Origin of the sequence: Mycobacterium sp. (assembly GCF_002863225.1) — a bacterium.
Lineage (GTDB): Bacteria > Actinomycetota > Actinomycetes > Mycobacteriales > Mycobacteriaceae > Mycobacterium.
The window spans coordinates 13,636-32,660 of sequence record NZ_PKEK01000026.1; the positions used below are offsets into that span (position 1 = coordinate 13,636).

The following is a 19,025-nucleotide window of genomic DNA, read 5'->3' on the forward strand; positions in this document are numbered from 1 at the left end:
TCGGCTAGATCGGCGTGATGAAGCTGATCAACCACTTGCCGTCGAGGCGCTGATAGTCGACCCGCAGCCGGCTACCGTCGTACAGCGGCTGGCGGGTCTTGTCGGTCACAGTGCGATTCATGTACACCATTACCGATGCCGAATTACGTTGGGCGCTCATCACTCCCACGCCCACCACGCTCGCCTGGACCACGACCTCGCGCTTACGCGCCTCCGGGATGATCTTGTCGTTGGCGCTCTTCTCGAATTCCCGGCGGTACGCCGGTGTCAGCAGCGGGTACGCGGCACTGAGACTGCGCTCCACCGTTTGGAAGTCGTAGGCGAAGACTTCCGGAATCTGCTTGGTGGCCAGCGGCGGAAGCGCTGTGCGGGCCGCCTGTTCGCCCCGGGTCTCGACCCGCTCCCAGTAGAGCCAGCCCCCGATGCCGGCCAGGCCGACGAAGGCGGAGGTCAGCAGGCACACGACGGCGGCGATCAACCACCGCATCAATTACCTCCGTCGGGATACTTCAGGTCGTAACCGGTCATCCGCCCGCCCTCGTCCTCGTGCACGATCACCCGCATCCGGTAGGGCTGGGACGGTTTGTTGACCCCGTCCAGATCGGTCACCGTGACGCGGATGGACACCAGCACCGAAGCGTTGTCACTCACGCTGTCAATACTTTCCAGTGCGGCACCGTTGACGACCGCCTCGGAGTTCGCGTCGGTGTGGCGGAACAACGCTTTGATGTTCTCGACGTTGTTGTTGCTGCTGAGCATGCCGTGCAGAGGCCCGCTGGTGCCCTCGACGAATCTGGCGACGCTCTGGTCGATGTTGTCCTGTTTGTAGCTGAACATGTTGACCACGGTCTGGGTGGCGGTGTCGACGAAGCGCTGGGACCGAGCGTGCGCAGCATCGGCTTGACGTTGCTGATGGATCTCGAAGGCCAACCCGCCGGCCAGGATCGCAATTCCGGTCAGACCGGCCGCCAGCGCGATCCACCCGACCCGCCTGCTGTTGGACGGCCGGCGCGGTGGAGGACCGAGCGGTGCGTTCGGCCGCTTGCTCGGCGTGCTCGCGGTCTCGACTTCGACTGTGGCGGTGGCCGGCTCACCGCCGTGCGGACCCGCAGCCCTCGACGCCCGCCGGCGCGGTGGACGCGCGGGCCGATCTTTCTCCGTCACAACTGCCTCGGGTCGAGCATCAGGTCCAACCAGTTCTCCGCGGTCGATGCTTTGCCGGGGGCGAAGATACCAGTGCCGCCCGAGGGGTCCTGGAATTCGCCGGTGCTGTCGTCATAGGTGGTGTACGACGTCCCGTTGGCCCGTGGACCCGGGCCCGGCGGCGGGCCCCACGGTTTCTCGGCCGGTGGATACGGCGCGCCCGGCAACCCCACCGGCGGTGGCGGCGCGGGAACGGCTTTCGGGAAAGGGATGGCCGGAGCTTGCGGCGGGTAGGGCGAGGGTGGTATCCAGGCCTGCCGCCCGTCAGTCCCACCGGTGTTGGGCGGTGGCTGCGCCGGAAACGGTTGGTGCGGTGCCGGACCGGGTCCTTCGATCACCCCGGGTGGAAGCGCCCCGGCGATCGGCGTACCCGGGTCCGGGTCGTTGCCCGGCGGAATGAATGGATATTTGTTGGGCGGCAAAATGTTCAGCCCATTCGTCACGGGTGTGCCGTACGGGATCGGCGGTCCGCGCCACGGGTTGGTACCGATCGGCACGTAGCCCTTCGGATCGCGGCAGAGCGCGACGGTCGGGGCCCGCTTGCCGGGAAACTCCTGGCACGGGTAGTTGCGCGCACCGCGGACCGCTGCCGGGTCGTTCTGGGCGGTTTTGCAGTACATGTCCGTCGGCAGCTCCCGCAGCGTTTCGTCGGCCGGGGTCCGGATCAGTGGTGGCGGAACGAAACCGGTGGTGCACGGCGGCGGATCGACGTTGACCTTGAAGTCGAGCTTGGCACCCTCGTCCTGGGGCGCGCCGTTGGCCGCGGTGATGATCGCGGCGAACAGGGCCGGCAACACGACCAGCAGCTGCTCGATCGACTTGTGGTAGATGACGCCGACGCGGCCCAGGTTGGCCAAATTGGCCGCCAGCATCGGGAACGACGGGCGAATGCCGGAGAACGCCGTGTTGGCTTGATCGACGGCGGGTGGAACGACGGTCAGCAGCGTGCGTAGCTGCGGATCAGCTTGGTGCACTTCGGATGTGAACCGGGCGAGGCCATCAGACAACGCCCTGATGTCGTTGCCGGAGCGGATCTGAGCCTGCAAGAACGGGCCGACCTGGTCGATCAGCTGCGAGGCCTGCGGGAAATCCGCGTTGGCCTGCTCGACGAGCAGGCGCGACGACTCGAACAACCGGGCCAGCTCCGGTCCGGATCCGTTGAACGCCTTGAAGGTTTCGCGCAACAGCTCACGCAGACGGGTGTCGGCGACGCTGTTGACCAGCGTCTCCGATTGGTGCAGCAGCGTCGCGATGTCCACCCCGATCACGGTGTTGGCCCGGTCGATACGCGATCCGTTGTGCAGCTTGTCCGCGGCCGCATGCTTGGGAGGCACCAGGTCGATGTACTGCTCGCCGATGGCGGAGACGCTCTTCACCGATGCGGTGACGTTCGACGGGACGACGGTGCCGCTGTTCAGCCGCATCACCGCGTCGACGCCGTCCGGGGTGAGGCCCACCGAATCGACCCGGCCCACCGCGACCCCGCGGTAGGTGACGTTGGCATTCTTGTACAGACCGCCGCCGGCGACGAAATTCGCTGTCACACGGTAGGTTCCGATGCCCAGCGCGGCAGGCAACCTGAGGTAGAAGATCGCCATGATCACCACGGTGATCACCGTGACCACAGCAAAGATGGCCAGTTGGACGCGAGTCAGCCGATCCTGCATCAGTTGTTCCCCGCTGGTGTACCGGGCGGAATCTTGAACGGGTCTGCGGCCTGCCCGGAGAGGTTGGCCATTTCACCGAGCAGAAAGTCCGGCGGGTTGAGGATCTCCTTCATGTGCTGCATGTTCGGGTCCAGCGGCCACGAGGTGGTGAAGAACGTCTCGCCCAGTCGCCGGACGGTGAGATCGAACGTGGTGAAGACGTTGAGGTAGTCACCACGCACCGCCTGCTTGATGCCGAAGTTCGGGAACGGGAACGTGAGCAGCAACTGCATCGACGTCACGAAGTTCTTCCGGTTGTCGGCCAGCGCTTTGATGTTGGCGTAGATGTCTTTGACATCCGCGGCGAAGTCGACCTTGGTCTGCGAAAGAACGTGCGCCGCCACCGTCGAGACCTTCTTCAGCGCACCGAATGCTTCGACGATCTTGTCCCGGTTCTTGTTGAGCACCCGCAGTGCTTCGGGCAACGTCTCCAGCGTCCGCCCCAGGCTGTCCTTGTTGTTGGCCAGGATGGTCGAGAACCGGTCGAGTCCGTCGATGGCGGCGACGATGTCGTTCACCTGGTTGGTGAGCCCGGCGGTCAGCTCGGCCAGCCGCGGCACCAGGTTGGTGAACTGACCCTCCCGGCCCGCGACCGCCTGAAAGGTCTCGTCGGTGATCTCTTGCAGCGCACCAAGATTGCCCTTGTTGACCACCACGCCGAGCGCGGAGAACACTTCTTCGGTGGTCGGGAAGCGGCTGGTCCGCGCCTCTTGGATGGCCGAGCCGTCGACGAGTCGGCCGACGCCCGGCTGATCCGGCGGGGCCGCCAGCTCGACATGCTGGGACCCGAGCAGCGAGGTCTGGGCCACCCGGGCAATCGAATTCGCCGGCAGCACGACGTTCTTGTCCAGCGCCAGCTTGACCGCGGCGTAGAAACTTCCATCGCGGCGCTGCATCGCGTCGATGCCCGAGACACTACCCACCGTGACGTCATCGACCATCACGGGCGAGTTCTGCGGCAGCGTCGCCACATCGGCCAGATCCACGGTGATCGAGAACGAACCCGAACCGTGTCCGGCGGTACCGGGCAGCGCCACCGAGTTGAGTCCACCGAACTGGCAGCCGGCCAGTAGCGCAGTTCCCGCGGCCAAGGCGCTGCCGCGCAACAAGATCCGCTTCATCGCCCGGCTCCCTGCTCGGCCGGCAACGGCAGGACCGGCGGTGGCGCAGCCGGACCGGGACCCGGCCGCGGACCGAACGGAACCGGAGCCGGGCCCGGGGCGCCGGCCGCCGGAGCGCCACCGTTGGGTGCAGCCTGCGGCACCATCATCGCCTGCAGGTCGGTCGGGCTGGGCGGATGCGCACCGGGCGCCGGTATCCAATGCAGGTCCGGGATAGGCGTCTGAGACTTGGCCTGGGTCTCCGGGGTGTCGTATTGGATCTGGCCTTTGTAGGCGGTGATCATGTTGAGCGGGTGGAACATCAGCGGCGGATAGTTGAACGTCAGTCGGCGCAGTGGCGGACCCAGTCGCTCGCGGCAGATCTCGGCGCGCTTGTAGTAGTCCGGGCCGGACAGACCCGCCACGGTGTCGAAGGAACCACCGCAGATGAACTGCACCGGGTTGGCGAACTCCGGAATCGAGATCAGGCCGTTCAGGGTTCCCTGCGCGGGGTCGTAGATGTTGTAGAAGTTGGAGATACCGGGTCCGGCGACGTGCAACACCTGTTCGATGTCTTCACTCTGGTCGCTCAACACCTGGGTCAGGTCGGTGAGTTTGTTGACCGTGCCGATCAGCGTCGAATTGTTCTGCTGCAGGAAGCCTTTGACGTCGATCAGGGCCTGATTCAACGTGCCGAGGGTGTTGTCGAGGTGGGTCGAGCTCTTGGCCAACACCTGCGACACCGAGGCCACGTGCCCGGCGAAGGAGACGATCTGCTCGTTGCTCGCCGACAACGCGTCGACAAGCACCTGCAGGTTCTTGACCGTGCCGAAGATGTCAGTGCGCGAATCGCCCAGCCGACCGGCGGCCTGCGAGAGCTCCCGCAAAGACGTACGGAACGAATCACCGTTGCCGTTGAAGGTGTCGGCGGCCTGGTTGATCGCCTTGCCCAGTGGCCCCTGCAGCTGCCCGGCCGCGGGACTGAGCTGTTTGGCGAGATCGGTCAGCGACTCTTTGACCTCGTCCCACTCCACCGGCACCGCAGTCTTGGCCAGCGGGATGGTGGCTCCGTCGGACAATGCGGGTCCGCTGGTGTAGGCCGGGGCGAGCTGAATGAACCGTGCCGCAACCAAGTTGGGCGACATGACGATAGCGCGGGCATCCGAGGGAACCTTGACGCCGCTGTCCACCGACATCGTGATTTTGACGTCCTCGGCCCGCGGCTCGATCGAGTCGATCGTGCCGACCGGAACACCGACGATGCGGACCTGGTCACCGGGGTACAAACCGACCGCCGAGGTGAAGTAGCCGACGATCTTGTTGCCGGCCCGGCCCGGCCAGACCAGGTAGGCACTCACTGCGAGCGAAACCGCAAGCAGCACAGCCACCGTCAACCGCACACCGCGGTGACGTTGCCGGATAGCCGAGGTCAGGGTCATGGCGACTGCGGCCTCAATTTCCAGCGCTCCTGCACGAGGCCGCGCAGGTAATCCGCGAAGCTGTTCGGCAGCTTGCCGGGCTGGAACACCGCGTCGAACATCATTCCGACGATTGGCGCCGGGATCACGCCGTAGACGTTCACGTTGAAGCCGGGCCCGGAGCCCACCACCTCACCGAGCGTGGTCGCGTAGGCAGGCAATCGCTTCAACGCTTCGCTGATGTAGTCACGGCGTTCGTTGAGGTCGTCGAGCACGGTGTTCAGCTTGCTCAGCGCCGGACCGAACTCCTTGCGGTTGTCGGCGACGAAGCCGGACAACTGCGCCGACACGTCGTCGATGCCGGCGACCAGCTCGCCCAGCGCGGCGCGGCGTGCATCGAGCGCCGCGAACAACTGGTTGCCATCGACGATCAGTTTGTTCACCTGGCCCGCACGCTCGGCGAGCACCCCGGTCACCGACTTGGCATGGGCCAGAAGCTGTTCCAGCGCTTCGTCGCGGGTGTTCAACGAACGCGACAGCGTGGTGATGCCGTCCAGCGCCCCGCGCAGCTGCGGCGTGGCGTCGTGCAATGCGTCGGTGAGCACCTTCAGCGACTTCTCGAACTGCGCCTTGTCCAACTCGCCGGCGGTGTGGCCCAGGTCTTCCAGCGCCGAGCCCAGTGCGTACGGCGTCGTGGTGCGACTCAACGGGATGGTCGTAGCGGTTCCCGCTCCGGACGGTGTCACTGCCACCGCACGCTGGCCGAGGATGGTCTCCGTCCGGATCGCCACGAGCGAGCCGTTCCCGACGTTGACGTGACGGTCGACGGTGAAATCGACCCTGGCTGTGTCGCCGGCCAGCGAAACCGCTTGCACCTTGCCGACTTTGATGCCGGAAACGTAGACGTCATTGCCGGGATCGAGGCCACCGGCGTCAGCGAAGTACGCGGTATAGGGCCGACCTTGCGGCCAGAACGGCAACGACGTGTAGCCGAATGCGACCAGGATGACGCACACCACGAGGACCACTCCGAAGATCCCGGTGCGGAGTGGGTCGCGGTCGCGGCGGTGGGTGCTACTTGTTGACAAAAGCGCACCTGCCCTTGCTCGGATCCACCTGGCCGCCCATCGGGATGATGATGTCGCTGCCGGCCGGGCCGTTGATCTTCAGCGACACCGTGCAGAAGTAGATGTTGAAGTACGCGCCGTAGGCGCCGAGCGCGGACAGCCGGAGATAGTCTTCGCCGAGTTGCTCGATGTCGTTGTTCACCTCGGGCAGTCGATCGTTGAGCTCACCGGCCAGCGGGCGGGTGTTCTCGATGATCCCCTGCAACGGCCGGCGTGAATGCTTGAGCAGGTCAGTCAGATCCGTCGTGGTGGTGGCCAGCGGCTGGATCGCACCGGCGATCGAGTCACGACCCTCGGCCAGACCGGTGATCAGTTTCTGCAACTGGTCGACGGTGTCGGAGAACTGCGCGCCCTTGGCGTCGACGGTGGCCAGCACCTTGTTGAGGTTGGTGATCACGCTGCCGATCGCCTGGTCGCGGGCACCCAGCGTCGAGCCGAAGGCGTTGGTGTTGCCCAGCAGATTCGACAGCGCCCCACCTTGGCCCTGCAGAAGATCGATCACGTAGCCGCTGATGGTGTTGATCTTGTCGGCGTCCAGCCCCTTGAGCACCGGACGCAGGCCACCGAGTAGGGCGTCGAGGTCCAGCGCGGGCTGGGTGTGACGTTGGTCGATGGTCGCGCCCGGCGGGAGCTTCCGCAATTCACCTGGGCCCGATGCGATTTCGAGGAACCGGTCACCGACCAGGTTGTCGTAGCGGATCAGCGCACGAGTCGACGAGTACAAGGTGTAGCGCTTGTCGACGGTGAACTCCACGTCCACCGTGTTGTTCGGGTTGAGCTTGACCGTCTTCACCGCGCCGACCGGCACCCCGGCGATGCGGACCTTCTGGTTGCCCTTCAGTCTCGTGGCGTCGAGGAAGTTGGCGTGGTACGTGTTCGACGGCCCGAACCGGAATTCACCGAACGTCACCACCAGACCGAGCGCCACCAAAAGCATGGTCGCGGTGAAGATCCCGACCTTCACCATGATCGACCGCTGCGACTCGTGACTGTCCATCAGAAGTCGTCCCGCTCTGCGAACGCGCCGTGGAACAGCCACTGCAGCGTGGACGGGGCGTCGACCTGAAGCTCGGTGAACGGCTCGTAGGGGATGTTCGCGTTGTCAGTCACCAGGAATGGGGCGCGGTACCACGAGCCACCGGTCTGTTTGGTGGGTAGGTCCGGCAACCCGCGGCAGTTGGGGCCGCCGGAGGCGTTGACCCTCGGCAGACTCTCCGGATAGGTGTAGGTCGGGGCACCCAGGATGAAGCTCGACGAGGTGAACAGACCCGCCTTCTTGACACCGAGAATGGGCGCGAACTCCTGGATTCCGCGGTTGATCGCCCCGAACAGGCAGCCGAATTCCGGCGAATAGTCGGCGGCGACCTTCAGCGGCGCACGCAGACGCTTGATCCCGTCGATCAGATTCTGCTCGGCCGGCGCCAGCGTGTCATAAGCGTTGTTGGACAGGCCTATTGCGGACAGCAGGCTGGTGTTGAGGTTGGTCTGCTGATCCACCACGGTTTTGGCGATCGTGGGGGTGTTGTCGAAGACGGTGACCAGGTCGGGTGCCGCGTCGGCGTAGATGTTGGCGACGGCGGCGGTCCGACGGAAGTCCTGCTGCAACGCGGGAAGCTTCGGATTGAGTTGCTGCGTCAGGGTATTGAGCCCGGACAGCACGCCGCCCAAGTCGTGGCCGTGCCCGCGCAGCCCCTCGGCGAGCGCGCTCAGTGTCCCGTTCAGCTCGACCGGATCGATTTTCTGCAGCAGCCCGATCAGCGACTGGAACAACGTGTTGACTTCCAGCGAGACGGCCGAGACCGCCAGATGCGAACCCGGCCGCAGCGCGGCGGGCGACGGCGCCTTGGGCGGGATGAACTCCACCGACTTGGCCCCGAATACCGTGCTGCTGGCGATGTGGACGGCGGCGTTGGACGGAATGTAGTGCAGCTGGCCGCCATCGATCGCGAGTTTGAGCTGGGCATGCTCACCCTCGTAGCTGATCTCGTCGACCTTGCCGATCTGAATGCCGCGGTACTTGACCTTGTTGCCGCGGTCCATCTCGAGGCCGGCGCGCGGCGCGGTGAGCGTGACCGTGTCGACCGGCGAAAACGCGGCCGTGTAGGACAGATAGGTCAACACTACGAACCCCAGCAGCAGAGAGGCCAGCAGCGCCGCTGCCAGCCTGACGTGAGTGCGTTGTGCGCCGGTGCTTGCCACTGTCCCCCTTTCTGCTAGTTGCCCGTTTGCTCGGTCATCGCGTAGTGCTCTCCGCAGCCTGACCGCTCATCCGGAGAGGTTGAAATTACCCGACGCCCCGTAGACGGCCAGCGAGATGAACAAGGTAATCACCACCACGACGATCAGCGAGGTCCGCACGGCCTGACCCACCGCCAAACCGACACCCACCGGACCGCCAGATGCGTTGTAGCCGTAGTAGGTATGGATCAGCATCACCGCGATCGACATCACGATCGCCTGCAGGAACGACCAGAGCAGATCGGTCGGAATCAGGAAGGTGCTGAAGTAGTGGTCGTACAGACCGGCCGACTGACCGTTGATGAATACCGTGGTGGAGCGCGCGGCGAAGAAAGAGGCAAGCACCGCAAGCGAATACAGCGGAACGATCGCGATGAGGCCGGCGATCAGCCGGGTCGACACCAGGTAGGACACCGAATGTACGGCCATCGCTTCGACGGCGTCGATCTCCTCGGCCACCCGCATGGCGCCCAATTGCGCCGTGGTGCCGGCACCGATGGTGGCGGCCAAGGCGATTCCCGCAACGACCGGAGCGACGATGCGGACGTTCAGGAACGCCGACAGGAATCCGGTCAGCGCCTCGATACCGATGTTGCCCAACGACTCGTAACCCTGTACGGCGATCACGCCGCCGGACGCCAGCGTCAAAAATGCCGCGACACCGACTGTTCCGCCGATCAAGACCAATGCGCCAGTGCCCATGGTCATCTCGGCGATCAACCGGATGGTCTCTTTGCGATAGCGCGTCAACGCGTTCGGGATGTAGCGCATCGACTCGCCGTAGAACAGTGCCTGCTCGCCGAAGCTGTCGACGGGGCCGGCGAACTGGTGCAGGAAGCGGCGGACCCGCAGCGAGGCGTCGTAACTCATCGGCGCGACTCCGCGGCGCCGGCACGACTCATCGGGTCAGCACCCGCACGCCGATGGCCGTCATGATCACGTTGATCACGAACAGGCAGATGAACGCGTAGACCACGGTCTCGTTGACCGCGACCCCAACCCCTTTCGGGCCGCCCTTGACCGTCAGCCCGCGGTAGCAGCCGACCAAACCGGCCACGACGCCGAACAGCAGTGCCTTGACCTCCGAGAGAATCAGCTCGCCCAGGTGGGTCAGCACCGTCAGTCCGCTGACGAAGGCGCCCGGGTTGACGCCCTGCAGCAGTACCGAGAAGACGTAACCGCCGGCGATTCCGATCGCCGAGACCAGACCGTTGAGGAGCAGCGCGACGAAGGTCGACGCCAGCACCCTCGGCACGACCAGGCGGTGGATCGGATCGATACCCAGCACCCGCATCGCGTCGATCTCCTCGCGGATGGTGCGCGCGCCCAAATCGGCGCAGATTGCGGTAGCGCCGGCCCCGGCCACCACCAACACCGTGACTACCGGACCGAGCTGGGTGATGGTGCCGAAGGCGGTGCCGGCGCCGGAGAGGTCGGCGGCGCCGATCTCGCGCAACAGAATGTTGAGCGTGAAGGCCACCAGAACGGTGAACGGGATGGCCACCAAGAGCGTCGGCACCAATGAAACCCGGGCGATCATCCAGGTCTGGTCGAGGAACTCACGGAATTGGAAGGGGCGCTGGAACGCCTTCCGGAAGGTTTCCAGGGCCATCTCGACGAAACCGCCCACGGCCCGAGCCGGAACCGCAAGCTGTTCGATCAACTTGGTTCCCTTCTCGCGCGGGCGTCTCCACCTTCAGACCGAAGGCCTTGTGTCCCCGGTTGCGCCGCCATAGCTTGTTGCTGAGCCGCCGGCGCTCCGCGTGAGCCGGCCAATCGTAACTAGAACAAGTTCGCAGTGTCAAAGAACCATCGAATTAGACGAAAGTTAGTAACACTGCAGGTCAGAGCATTTGTGACGCAGATCATCCTGAAACGTGTTCTAGTTGATTTCCAATCGATACGTGCTGTCGCGGGAAGGCGTCCGCGCGTCGATCACTCCATCAATGCGGTGGCCGCGAAGTTGCGTTCGGGATCGCGTCCGGCGAAGTACTGCTGCAGCTCGTCGCTCAGTTCAGCCGGATCCCAGGCCTGCGCACTCGCGTCGAACCGGTGCTCCACGGTCGGCGCCGCCACCAGCGTGACCTGCGGCCCGTAAACGATGAAGACCTGACCGTTGACGTCTTTGGCTGCCGGCGACGCCAGGAAGCGCACCAACGTCACGACGTGCTCCGGTGAGAGCGGATCGATCTCACCGGAGGCGGGATCGGGTGCGTCACCGAAGACGTCCGCGGTCATCGCGGTGCGAGCTCTGGGAGCGATTGCGTTGGCGCACACCCCGTACCGGCCTAACGCGCGTGCCGCGGTGAGGGTCAGTGCCGAGATGCCTGCTTTCGCGGCGCCGTAGTTCGCCTGCCCGACCGGTCCGACCAGCCCAGCCTCCGACGACGTGTTGACGAGGCGCCCGTAGACCGAACCGTCGTTGTCCTTTGCTTTTTGCCGCCAGTAGGTGGCGGCATTGCGGGTCAGCAGGAAGTGGCCGCGCAGGTGCACCGCGATCACCGCGTCCCACTCCTCGTCGGACATGTTGAACAGCATCCGGTCGCGGGTGATCCCGGCGTTGTTCACCACGATGCCGAGTCCGCCCAATCCGTCTGCGGTGCTGACCAGTTCGTCAGCCGTCTCTCGCTGGCTGATGTCGCCGGCCACAGCGACGGCCTTCGAACCGGCGCTGCTGATCTCGTCGATCACGTCGGAGGCGTCCAGAGCGGCGGAGATGTCGTTCACGACGACGGTGGCACCGGCGCGGGCCAGGCCGATCGCCTCGGCACGGCCCAGCCCCGCTGCCGCGCCGGTCACTACCGCGACCTTCCCGGACAGGTCGATCGCGTCCGTGCTCGCCGCCGGCGACGTTGCAGACCGCCCGGCGGTCTGAGGAGAAGCCGGTCCATTGGGCGTAGTCAATTTATGAATACCTCTAGTCTGTGTTATTCGCTGCGCAGCAGCGCGGCTCGCGGGCATTCCGCGATCGCCTGCTCGGTCAGCGCCTCCTGGTCGGCGGGCACCGGGTCGGCCTTGACCACGGCATAATCCTCGTCGTCGAGGTCGAAGATATCCGGCGCGATTCCCAAGCACACCGCGTTGCCTTCACACCGGTCATGGTCGACTTTCACCCGCACGACGTTCCTCCTCTGACGCAAGCCTGGACTGTGGCTGAAAACGGTATGCCCACCATACGACCAGTCCCGATCGCGTCCAGAGGAATGGTCGCTGGACCCTCAGACTAGAACGTGTTACAACCAGGGAAGCGAATGGGTGGCCGACGATGCAGGCTGCCGCAGAACTCACCGATGACCGGAGGCGGCCGAAATGCGCATCAGTTACACGCCGGAGCAGGAGGAGTTGCGCCGCGAGCTGCGGGCGTACTTCGCCCAGCTGATCACCCCCGAACGTCGCGAGGCGTTGAGCTCGACCTCGGGCGAGGTCGGCGAGGGGAACGTCTACCGCGAGACGGTGGCGCAGATGGGCAAGGACGGGTGGCTCACCCTGAACTGGCCGAAGGAGTACGGCGGCCAAGACCGCTCCCCGATGGACTCGCTGATCTTCACCGACGAGGCGGCGATCGCCGGCGCACCGGTGCCGTTTCTGACGATCAACAGCGTCGCGCCGACCATCATGCACTTCGGCTCCGAGGAGCAGAAGAATTTCTTCCTGCCCAAGATCGCCGCCGGCGATCTGCACTTCTCGATCGGCTACTCGGAGCCCGGCGCGGGCACCGACCTGGCGAACCTGCGCACGACCGCGGTGCGCGACGGCGACGACTACGTGGTCAACGGTCAGAAGATGTGGACCAGCCTGATCGCCTACGCCGACTACGTCTGGCTCGCGGTCCGCACCAACACCGAAGCCAAGAAGCATCGCGGCATCTCGATGCTGATCATGCCCACCACCGCAGAGGGCTTCTCCTGGACGCCGGTGCACACTATGTCGGGCGTGGACACCAGCGCCACCTATTACCAGGACGTCCGCGTGCCGGTCGCCAACCGGGTAGGTGAAGAGAACGCCGGTTGGAAGCTGGTCACCAACCAGCTGAACCACGAGCGCGTGGCCCTGGTATCCCCGATGCCGATCATCATGGCACTCAACCAGGTTCGTGACTGGGCACAGAACACCAAGGACGCCGCCGGCGCCCGCTTGATCGACTCGGAGTGGATACAGCTCAACCTGGCCCGCGTGCATGCCAAGGTCGAAGTGCTCAAGTTGATCAACTGGGAACTGGCCTCTTCGGCGTCGGAGAGCCCGTCACCCGCCGACGCCTCGGCGGCCAAGGTGTTCGGTACCGAGTTGGCCACCGAGGCTTACCGGTTGCTGATGGAGGTGCTGGGCACCGCGGCGACCCTCCGCCAGGACTCCCCCGGTGCGCTGCTTCGGGGCCGCGTCGAGCGGATGCACCGGGCGTGCCTGATTTTGACCTTCGGCGGCGGCACCAACGAGGTGCAGCGCGACATCATCGGCATGGTGGCGCTCGGCCTGCCCCGAGCCAACCGCTGAGAACGGCAGGAGAACTCATGGACTTCTCGACAACCGAAGCCGCGCAAGATCTCGGCGGGCTGGTCACCACCATCGTCGACGCCGTGTGCACACCCGAGCATCAGCGAAAACTCGACGGACTCGAGCAGCGGTTCGACCGTGAGCTCTGGAGCAAACTGATCGACGCCGACATTCTGTCCACAGCGGCGCCGGAATCGTTGGGCGGCGGCGGATTCGGCGTGCTCGAGGAGGTCGCGGTGCTGGTCGGTCTCGGCCGCCAACTCGCCGCGGTTCCCTACCTCGAATCGGCGGTGTTGGCAGCCGGCGCACTGGCCCGGTTCGGATCGCCTGAGCTGCAACAGGAGTGGGGCACAGCAGCGGTGAACGGGTCCAAGATTCTAGCCGTCGCTCTCGACGGCGAGATGGGTGACGGGCCGGTTCAAGCAGCGGCAGCCGGGAACGGCTATCGATTGACCGGAACCCGCACCCAGATCGCTTTCGGGCCGGTGGCCGACGCTTTCCTGGTGCCCGCTGAAACTGATTCCGGCACTACCGTTTTCCTGGTCACCGCCGACGATCCCGGAGTCACGGTCACCACGCTGGACACCACCGGGCTGGGCAGCATCGGGCACCTGCGACTCGACGGGGCCGAGGTCTCCAGCGCGCGGGCGGTCGGTGGGGCCGACGTCGTCAGCTGGATCGCGACGCTGGGTGTGCTGGGCCACAGCGCTTTCCAACTCGGTGTCCTGGAGCGCGGCCTGCAGATGACTGCCGAATATGCCCGGGAGCGTGAGCAATTCGACCGTCCGATCGGCAGCTTCCAGGCTGTCGGGCAGCGACTGGCCGACGGTTACATCGACGTGAAGGGTCTGCGTCTGACCCTGACCCAGGCGGCATGGCGGCTCAGCGAGGACCTGCCCGCCGACACCGAAGTGGCCACCGCGGCATTCTGGGCGGCCGATGCCGGACACCGCGTGGCACACACCATCGTGCACATCCACGGCGGAGTCGGTATCGACACCGACCACCCGGTCCATCGATACTTCCTGGCCGCCAAGCAAACCGAGTTCGCGGTGGGCGGCGCGACCGGCCAATTACTGAAGATCGGCCGCGAACTGGCGGACACTCCCGCCTAGCTGTGGCGTCCGACGACGATGCGGCCCGTGCAGCCGACCGAGGAGGAGCGGGCCGGTGACTGACGGCCTTCCCACGGTCGCCGACCTGCTGGCGCCGCTGGTCGACGTCGAGGATCGGGGCGTCTACTTCGAAGACGCGTTCGTCTCCTGGCACGACCATCTCCGCGATGGCGCGGCGGTCGCGGCGGCGCTGCGCGCGCGACTGGATCCGGCCCGGCCACCGCACGTGGGGGTGTTGCTGGAGAACACACCGTTCTTCTCCTCGGTGCTGGTCGCCGCGGGAATGACCGGAATCGTCCCGGTGGGTCTGAACCCGGTGCGCCGCGGTGACGCACTCGTTCGGGATATCGAACATGCGGATTGCCAACTGGTGCTTGCCGATTCGAAGTCGTCAGCAACCCTCGACGGTATCGATTACGTCGATGTCGACTCCCCCGAGTGGGCGGTCGAGGTGGCCGGCCATCGCGACGCCCCAGTCACGTTCCGGGCGGCATCGCCTGACGACCTGTTCATGCTGATCTTCACCTCGGGCACCAGTGGCAATCCCAAGGCGGTGATGTGCAGCCACGGCAAGGTGGCGGTCGCCGGTGTGACCATGTCCGACCGATTCGGTCTCGGCACCGCCGACGTCTGTTACGCGTCGATGCCGTTGTTCCATTCGAATGCGGTGCTGGTCGGCTGGGCGGTGGCGCTGGCCTGCCGCGGCTCGATGGTGTTGCGGCGCAAGTTCTCCGCGTCCGGGTTCCTGCCCGACATCCGCCGCTACGGCGCCACCTACGCGAACTACGTGGGAAAGCCGCTGTCCTACGTGCTGGCCACACCGGAGCGCCCCGACGATGCGGACAATCCGCTGCGGGCGGTGTACGGCAACGAGGGTGCACCCGCCGACATCGACCGGTTCGGCGTCCGGTTCGGCTGCCGGGTGGTCGACGGGTTCGGGTCGACCGAGGGCGGCATCGCGATCGGCCGAACGCCGGACACGCCGTCGGGCGCTCTGGGTCCGCTGCCTGCCGAGGTCGAGATCGTCGACGTGGAAACCGGTGAGCCCTGCCCGGTCGGCGTGGTGGGCGAGCTGGTGAACGTCACCGGCGCAGGGCGTTTCGAGGGCTATTACAACGACGCGGAAGCAAACGCGCAGCGGATGGCCGGCGGCAGGTACCACAGCGGCGACCTCGCCTATCGCGACGAGGCCGGCTACGCCTACTTCGCCGGGCGGCTCGGCGATTGGTTGAGGGTGGACGGCGAGAACCTGGGCACCGCGCCGATCGAGCGAGTGCTGGCCCGCCACCCCGACATCACCGAGGTGGCCGTGTACGCGGTCCCGGATCCGTCCGTCGGGGATCAGGTGATGGCCGCGGTGGTGCTGGCGTCGGGTGCGGAATTCGATGTCGACAAGTTCCGGGCGTTTCTCGCCGAACAGTCCGATCTCGGACCCAAGCAGTGGCCGTCGTACATCCGGATCAGCTCGAATCTGCCTCGGACCGCGACGTTCAAGGTGCTCAAAAGACAGCTGTCGGCCGAAGGACTGGACTGCGACGAGCCGGTCGTGTCGATTCGTCGTGAGCGCTAAGGGATGTGGCGATCCCAATCATGTGGCACCACCGGATAGAACGGCGCGGCCAGCAAGGGTTCCACGGGCGCGTCGCGCCATCGTCGTGACAGCACCGCTCGCAACCGATCAGCGGTGTCCACCGGGTCGTCGTCGAGGAAGCAATATGTGATGGACTGACCCGGCCGCGCATCGGCCGACCTCGCGTCGACGCTGTCCGCTGAGGCCGACCAGACACCGGCGACACCGGCGACGTCGAGAAGCCCTATGGCGGGCGCAGTCCCCCTCTCCAACAACAGGAATACCCCGCGGATCGGCCACCACGGCAGCACGTCGGCTCCGACCTTGACGTCCGGCGCCGACGCCTTGGCGTATACCTGGTACACACCGCGCTTCACCGGAGGCAGCAGCGTGGGTATCCGGCCGGCATTGCGCAACGCCTTCCCGAGTTCCAGGAAGCCCGTCAACCCGCCGGGATCGGTGAAGAAGTAGGTCATCACATGGTCCACGGGATCGAACCGGTCGTGGCTGACCGCGCGGACCGATCGGCAGGCCGGTGTCGACACCAACCGGAGCGAAGCGCGCAAGGCCGTCAGCCGATGTTGTTCCGGGCGGTGGTCGAGTGTGTGCCAGCGCAGATAGTCGGCGTCCGATCCATCGGGATGCCGAGTCGCCATCGAGACGAACAGTGTTCCGATCCCGCCGTCCCCGGTGCCGAGAACACCGGCCACGTCATCCGATGGCGTGCCTGGGAGCTCGGTCATCCGCTGTCCTTGTGTCGGTGTGTGACACCGACTGTAAACCGCGCAACCAGCCGGTTCGTGGTGACTGCCGGTCGGTACGATTCGGGCATCGTGAAACGAGCGGTGGAGGCCGGCTTTCGACAGCTGTCGGGAAGCATCCCGGCAACCGTCGGTGTCGCGATCGCATCTTCCGGCGGTAGTCCCCCGGCCGGCTACGGCGACTGGCAGACCGGCGTCGCATGGTCGACGATCAAGGTGCCGTTGGCAATTGCGGCCATGCGTGCGAGGTCGGACATCGACGAGCTTGTCGTCGAGACGATCACCCGATCCGACAACGCCTCCGCCGAGACGCTGTGGTCGCGGCTCGGGGAGCACGCCGGCCAACTCGTGCAAGCCGTGATTCGCGACGCGGGTGATCCGGCCACCGCGGTCGAATCACGGCGCTTGCGAAGCGAATACACGCCGTTCGGGCAGACGCGATGGTCGCTGGCCGGCCAGGCCCGATTCGCCGCCGGGCTGTCTGACGTCAGCGGCGCTGCCCGGGTGATCGAGCTGATGGGCCGCCTTGCGGCCGGGCACCGATGGGGCCTGGCCGCGAAAGGCTTTGCCGCTAAGGGTGGTTGGGGGCCGGGTCTGGGCGGCGGGTATCTCGTTCGCCAGTTCGCGGTCGTACCCGGCAACATCGGCGTCGCGTTGGCGGCCGAGGTCAGCGACGGCGGCTACGAAACGGGGGTCGATGCGGTCAACGCACTGGCCGACTGGGTCGTCAGCCAGGCCCTAGCCGAGTATTGACGGCACGACGGCGTCGATCAGATGCGGGCCGGGTTCGGCGAAGGCCGTCCGTAACGCATCGACGAATTCCTCCACGGTGGTGGCCCGGCGGGCCGGTACCCCCATGCCTTCGGCAATCTTGACGAAATCCATTGTCGGCCGCGACAAGTCGAGAAGGTCGAGCGCCTTGGGGCCCGGTTCCGCTCCGACTCCGACTCGCTGCAGTTCCAGTCGCAGGATGTCGTAGGCGGCATTGTTGTAGATGACTGTGGTGACATCGAGACCCTCCCGCGCCTGGGTCCACAGTCCCGAAATCGTATACATCGCAGAACCATCCGATTCCAGACAAAGCACAGGACGGTCCGGTGCCGCCACCGCGGCTCCCACTGCTGCCGGAATGCCGTATCCGATGGCACCGCCGGTCAGGGTCAGCCAGTCGTGCGCGGGCGCTCCGGTGGTGGCTGCCGCCAACGGCAGGCTGGATGTATTCGACTCGTCGACCACGATCGCGTTGTCGGGCATGAGTGCGCCGACGACGTCGGCAACGGAGACCGCCGTCAGCGCCCCGGCCGGTAGTTGGGGGCGGGAGAGCTCGGCGACCGGCGCTACGGTGCCCGGGGCCAACTCGTCGGCAAGAGTGATCAATGCGTCTGCGGCGCCGTTGTTTTCGGCGAGCACGTGCACCTCGCAGCCGGGAGGCACCAGGTCGCTGGGCTTGTCGGGATAGGCGAAAAAGGACACCGGCGACTTGGCGCCGGCCAGCACCAGATGCTTGGCGCCGTCGAGCTGCGCCAGCGCCGCCTCGCCGAAGTAGGCGAGCCGGTCGATGGCCGGGACGCCGGCACCGCGCTCCAGACGCGTGGGGAAGGTCTCGCAGAGCAGACGCGCACCGGTGGCTTGGGCGATCCGGGTGGCCGCGGCCAATCCGGGTCGCCGGGTGGCGTCGCCACCGAGCAGAATCGTCGTGGGCTCGCCGGAGCGCAGCACCTCCGCGACCTCGGGTGCCAACGCCGGATCGGCGGCCGGGACGCGGGTCGGCAGCTCGCCGGCGGGTTCGGCGCCCTCGGACCACGACACGTCGGCCGGCAGGATCAGCGTCGCAATCTGGGCTCCGGCCCGGCTCGCGGCCACCGCCTGGGCCGCGTCCGCCGCCACACCGGCAGTACCGGCCGACCGATGCAGCCAACCCGAGACGCTGCCGGCGAGCGCATCGATGTCGGATTCCAGTGGGGCGTCGTACTTCTTGTGATAGGTGGCGTGATCACCGACGATGACCACCATCGGCACGCGGGCGCGGCGCGCGTTGTGCAGGTTTGCCAGGCCATTGCCCAGGCCCGGGCCGAGGTGCAGCAGCACTGCGGCCGGCCGACCGGAGATACGCGCGTAGCCGTCCGCTGCACCGGTCGCAACGCCTTCGAAAAGACCCAGCACGCCGCGTATTTGGGGAACGGAGTCCAAGGCGGCGACGAAGTGCATCTCCGACGTGCCGGGGTTCGCGAAGCATACGTCGACTCCGGAGTCGACCAGCGTGTTGATCAGAGCCTGCGCACCATTCACGCTTCGA

Annotated in this window: 17 protein-coding genes and 1 pseudogene; 4 read left to right on the forward strand and 14 right to left on the reverse strand. The window is 66.0% G+C overall.

Annotation, left to right across the window (positions count from 1 at the left end):
* Window positions 1-4: 4 nt before the first annotated feature.
* The 12 genes and pseudogenes from CYU59_RS06365 to CYU59_RS06420 all read right to left on the reverse strand — a co-directional run bounded on the left by CYU59_RS06365 (window position 5) and on the right by CYU59_RS06420 (window position 11,911).
* Window positions 5-487, reverse strand: coding sequence for a mammalian cell entry protein (locus CYU59_RS06365; RefSeq protein ID WP_292980504.1), 483 nt, complete (start codon window positions 485-487; stop codon window positions 5-7).
* Window positions 487-1,164: a mammalian cell entry protein gene (locus tag CYU59_RS06370; RefSeq protein ID WP_292980507.1), complete on the reverse strand. Its 678-nt coding sequence runs from the start codon at window positions 1,162-1,164 to the stop codon at window positions 487-489. Before CYU59_RS06370 ends, CYU59_RS06365 begins: the two co-directional genes overlap by 1 nt.
* On the reverse strand, window positions 1,161-2,870 hold the full coding sequence (locus CYU59_RS06375; protein ID WP_292980509.1) for an MCE family protein: 1,710 nt from the start codon (window positions 2,868-2,870) through the stop codon (window positions 1,161-1,163). The genes CYU59_RS06370 and CYU59_RS06375 overlap by 4 nt, the downstream gene beginning before the upstream one ends.
* On the reverse strand, window positions 2,870-4,030 hold the full coding sequence (locus CYU59_RS06380; protein WP_292980511.1) for an MCE family protein: 1,161 nt from the start codon (window positions 4,028-4,030) through the stop codon (window positions 2,870-2,872). Before CYU59_RS06380 ends, CYU59_RS06375 begins: the two co-directional genes overlap by 1 nt.
* Window positions 4,027-5,448 (reverse strand): virulence factor Mce family protein, encoded by a 1,422-nt coding sequence (locus CYU59_RS06385; RefSeq protein WP_292980513.1) that lies wholly within the window; start codon window positions 5,446-5,448, stop codon window positions 4,027-4,029. The genes CYU59_RS06380 and CYU59_RS06385 overlap by 4 nt, the downstream gene beginning before the upstream one ends.
* Window positions 5,445-6,515 (reverse strand): MCE family protein, encoded by a 1,071-nt coding sequence (locus CYU59_RS06390; RefSeq protein ID WP_292980515.1) that lies wholly within the window; start codon window positions 6,513-6,515, stop codon window positions 5,445-5,447. The genes CYU59_RS06385 and CYU59_RS06390 overlap by 4 nt, the downstream gene beginning before the upstream one ends.
* Window positions 6,502-7,551, reverse strand: a complete 1,050-nt coding sequence (locus tag CYU59_RS06395; protein ID WP_292980517.1) for an MCE family protein — start codon at window positions 7,549-7,551, stop codon at window positions 6,502-6,504. The genes CYU59_RS06390 and CYU59_RS06395 overlap by 14 nt, the downstream gene beginning before the upstream one ends.
* Window positions 7,551-8,753 carry an MCE family protein gene (locus CYU59_RS06400; RefSeq protein WP_292980520.1) on the reverse strand — a complete coding sequence of 401 codons (1,203 nt, stop codon included), beginning with the start codon at window positions 8,751-8,753 and terminating at the stop codon, window positions 7,551-7,553. Before CYU59_RS06400 ends, CYU59_RS06395 begins: the two co-directional genes overlap by 1 nt.
* A gap of 66 nt (window positions 8,754-8,819) precedes the next feature.
* On the reverse strand, window positions 8,820-9,662 hold the full coding sequence (locus tag CYU59_RS06405; RefSeq protein WP_292980523.1) for an ABC transporter permease: 843 nt from the start codon (window positions 9,660-9,662) through the stop codon (window positions 8,820-8,822).
* A 28-nt stretch (window positions 9,663-9,690) separates the two neighbouring features.
* Window positions 9,691-10,455 carry an ABC transporter permease gene (locus CYU59_RS06410; RefSeq protein WP_292980526.1) on the reverse strand — a complete coding sequence of 255 codons (765 nt, stop codon included), beginning with the start codon at window positions 10,453-10,455 and terminating at the stop codon, window positions 9,691-9,693.
* A gap of 272 nt (window positions 10,456-10,727) precedes the next feature.
* Window positions 10,728-11,624: pseudogene (locus tag CYU59_RS06415) on the reverse strand (3-oxoacyl-ACP reductase); the annotation flags it as partial.
* A 95-nt stretch (window positions 11,625-11,719) separates the two neighbouring features.
* Window positions 11,720-11,911 carry a ferredoxin gene (locus CYU59_RS06420; RefSeq protein WP_292980529.1) on the reverse strand — a complete coding sequence of 64 codons (192 nt, stop codon included), beginning with the start codon at window positions 11,909-11,911 and terminating at the stop codon, window positions 11,720-11,722.
* A 190-nt stretch (window positions 11,912-12,101) separates the two neighbouring features.
* Between CYU59_RS06420 and CYU59_RS06425 the strand changes: the two genes are divergently transcribed.
* The 3 genes from CYU59_RS06425 to fadD17 are packed head-to-tail and all read left to right on the forward strand — an operon-like array spanning window position 12,102 to window position 15,968.
* Window positions 12,102-13,283 carry an acyl-CoA dehydrogenase family protein gene (locus CYU59_RS06425; RefSeq protein ID WP_292980532.1) on the forward strand — a complete coding sequence of 394 codons (1,182 nt, stop codon included), beginning with the start codon at window positions 12,102-12,104 and terminating at the stop codon, window positions 13,281-13,283.
* A 17-nt stretch (window positions 13,284-13,300) separates the two neighbouring features.
* Complete coding sequence (locus CYU59_RS06430; RefSeq protein ID WP_292980535.1) at window positions 13,301-14,398, forward strand: acyl-CoA dehydrogenase family protein; 1,098 nt, start codon at window positions 13,301-13,303, stop codon at window positions 14,396-14,398.
* 55 nt (window positions 14,399-14,453) lie between these two features.
* Window positions 14,454-15,968 (forward strand): long-chain-fatty-acid--CoA ligase FadD17, encoded by a 1,515-nt coding sequence (gene fadD17, locus CYU59_RS06435; RefSeq protein ID WP_292980538.1) that lies wholly within the window; start codon window positions 14,454-14,456, stop codon window positions 15,966-15,968.
* Here fadD17 and CYU59_RS06440 read toward each other — a convergent pair.
* A complete protein-coding gene (locus tag CYU59_RS06440) occupies window positions 15,965-16,711 on the reverse strand; it encodes a hypothetical protein (RefSeq protein WP_292980540.1) in 747 nt (248 codons plus the stop codon). The genes fadD17 and CYU59_RS06440 overlap by 4 nt on opposite strands.
* 90 nt (window positions 16,712-16,801) lie before the next feature.
* On the opposite strand from CYU59_RS06440, the gene CYU59_RS06445 reads away from it, so the two are divergent.
* Window positions 16,802-17,482, forward strand: coding sequence for a serine hydrolase (locus tag CYU59_RS06445; RefSeq protein WP_292980543.1), 681 nt, complete (start codon window positions 16,802-16,804; stop codon window positions 17,480-17,482).
* Here the strand turns inward: CYU59_RS06445 and CYU59_RS06450 are convergent.
* Complete coding sequence (locus CYU59_RS06450) at window positions 17,468-19,018, reverse strand: acetolactate synthase large subunit (RefSeq protein WP_292980546.1); 1,551 nt, start codon at window positions 19,016-19,018, stop codon at window positions 17,468-17,470. The genes CYU59_RS06445 and CYU59_RS06450 overlap by 15 nt on opposite strands.
* Between the last annotated feature and the right edge of the window lie 7 nt (window positions 19,019-19,025).

Coding starts and splice junctions, on each gene's coding strand:
- CYU59_RS06365 (WP_292980504.1), bottom strand. CDS start 487: ATGCGGTGGTTGATCGCCGCCGTCGTGTGCCTGCTGACCTCCGCCTTC.
- CYU59_RS06375 (WP_292980509.1), bottom strand. CDS start 2,870: ATGCAGGATCGGCTGACTCGCGTCCAACTGGCCATCTTTGCTGTGGTC.
- CYU59_RS06380 (WP_292980511.1), bottom strand. CDS start 4,030: ATGAAGCGGATCTTGTTGCGCGGCAGCGCCTTGGCCGCGGGAACTGCG.
- CYU59_RS06385 (WP_292980513.1), bottom strand. CDS start 5,448: ATGACCCTGACCTCGGCTATCCGGCAACGTCACCGCGGTGTGCGGTTG.
- CYU59_RS06395 (WP_292980517.1), bottom strand. CDS start 7,551: ATGGACAGTCACGAGTCGCAGCGGTCGATCATGGTGAAGGTCGGGATC.
- CYU59_RS06405 (WP_292980523.1), bottom strand. CDS start 9,662: ATGAGTTACGACGCCTCGCTGCGGGTCCGCCGCTTCCTGCACCAGTTC.
- CYU59_RS06425 (WP_292980532.1), top strand. CDS start 12,102: ATGCGCATCAGTTACACGCCGGAGCAGGAGGAGTTGCGCCGCGAGCTG.
- CYU59_RS06430 (WP_292980535.1), top strand. CDS start 13,301: ATGGACTTCTCGACAACCGAAGCCGCGCAAGATCTCGGCGGGCTGGTC.
- CYU59_RS06440 (WP_292980540.1), bottom strand. CDS start 16,711: ATGACCGAGCTCCCAGGCACGCCATCGGATGACGTGGCCGGTGTTCTC.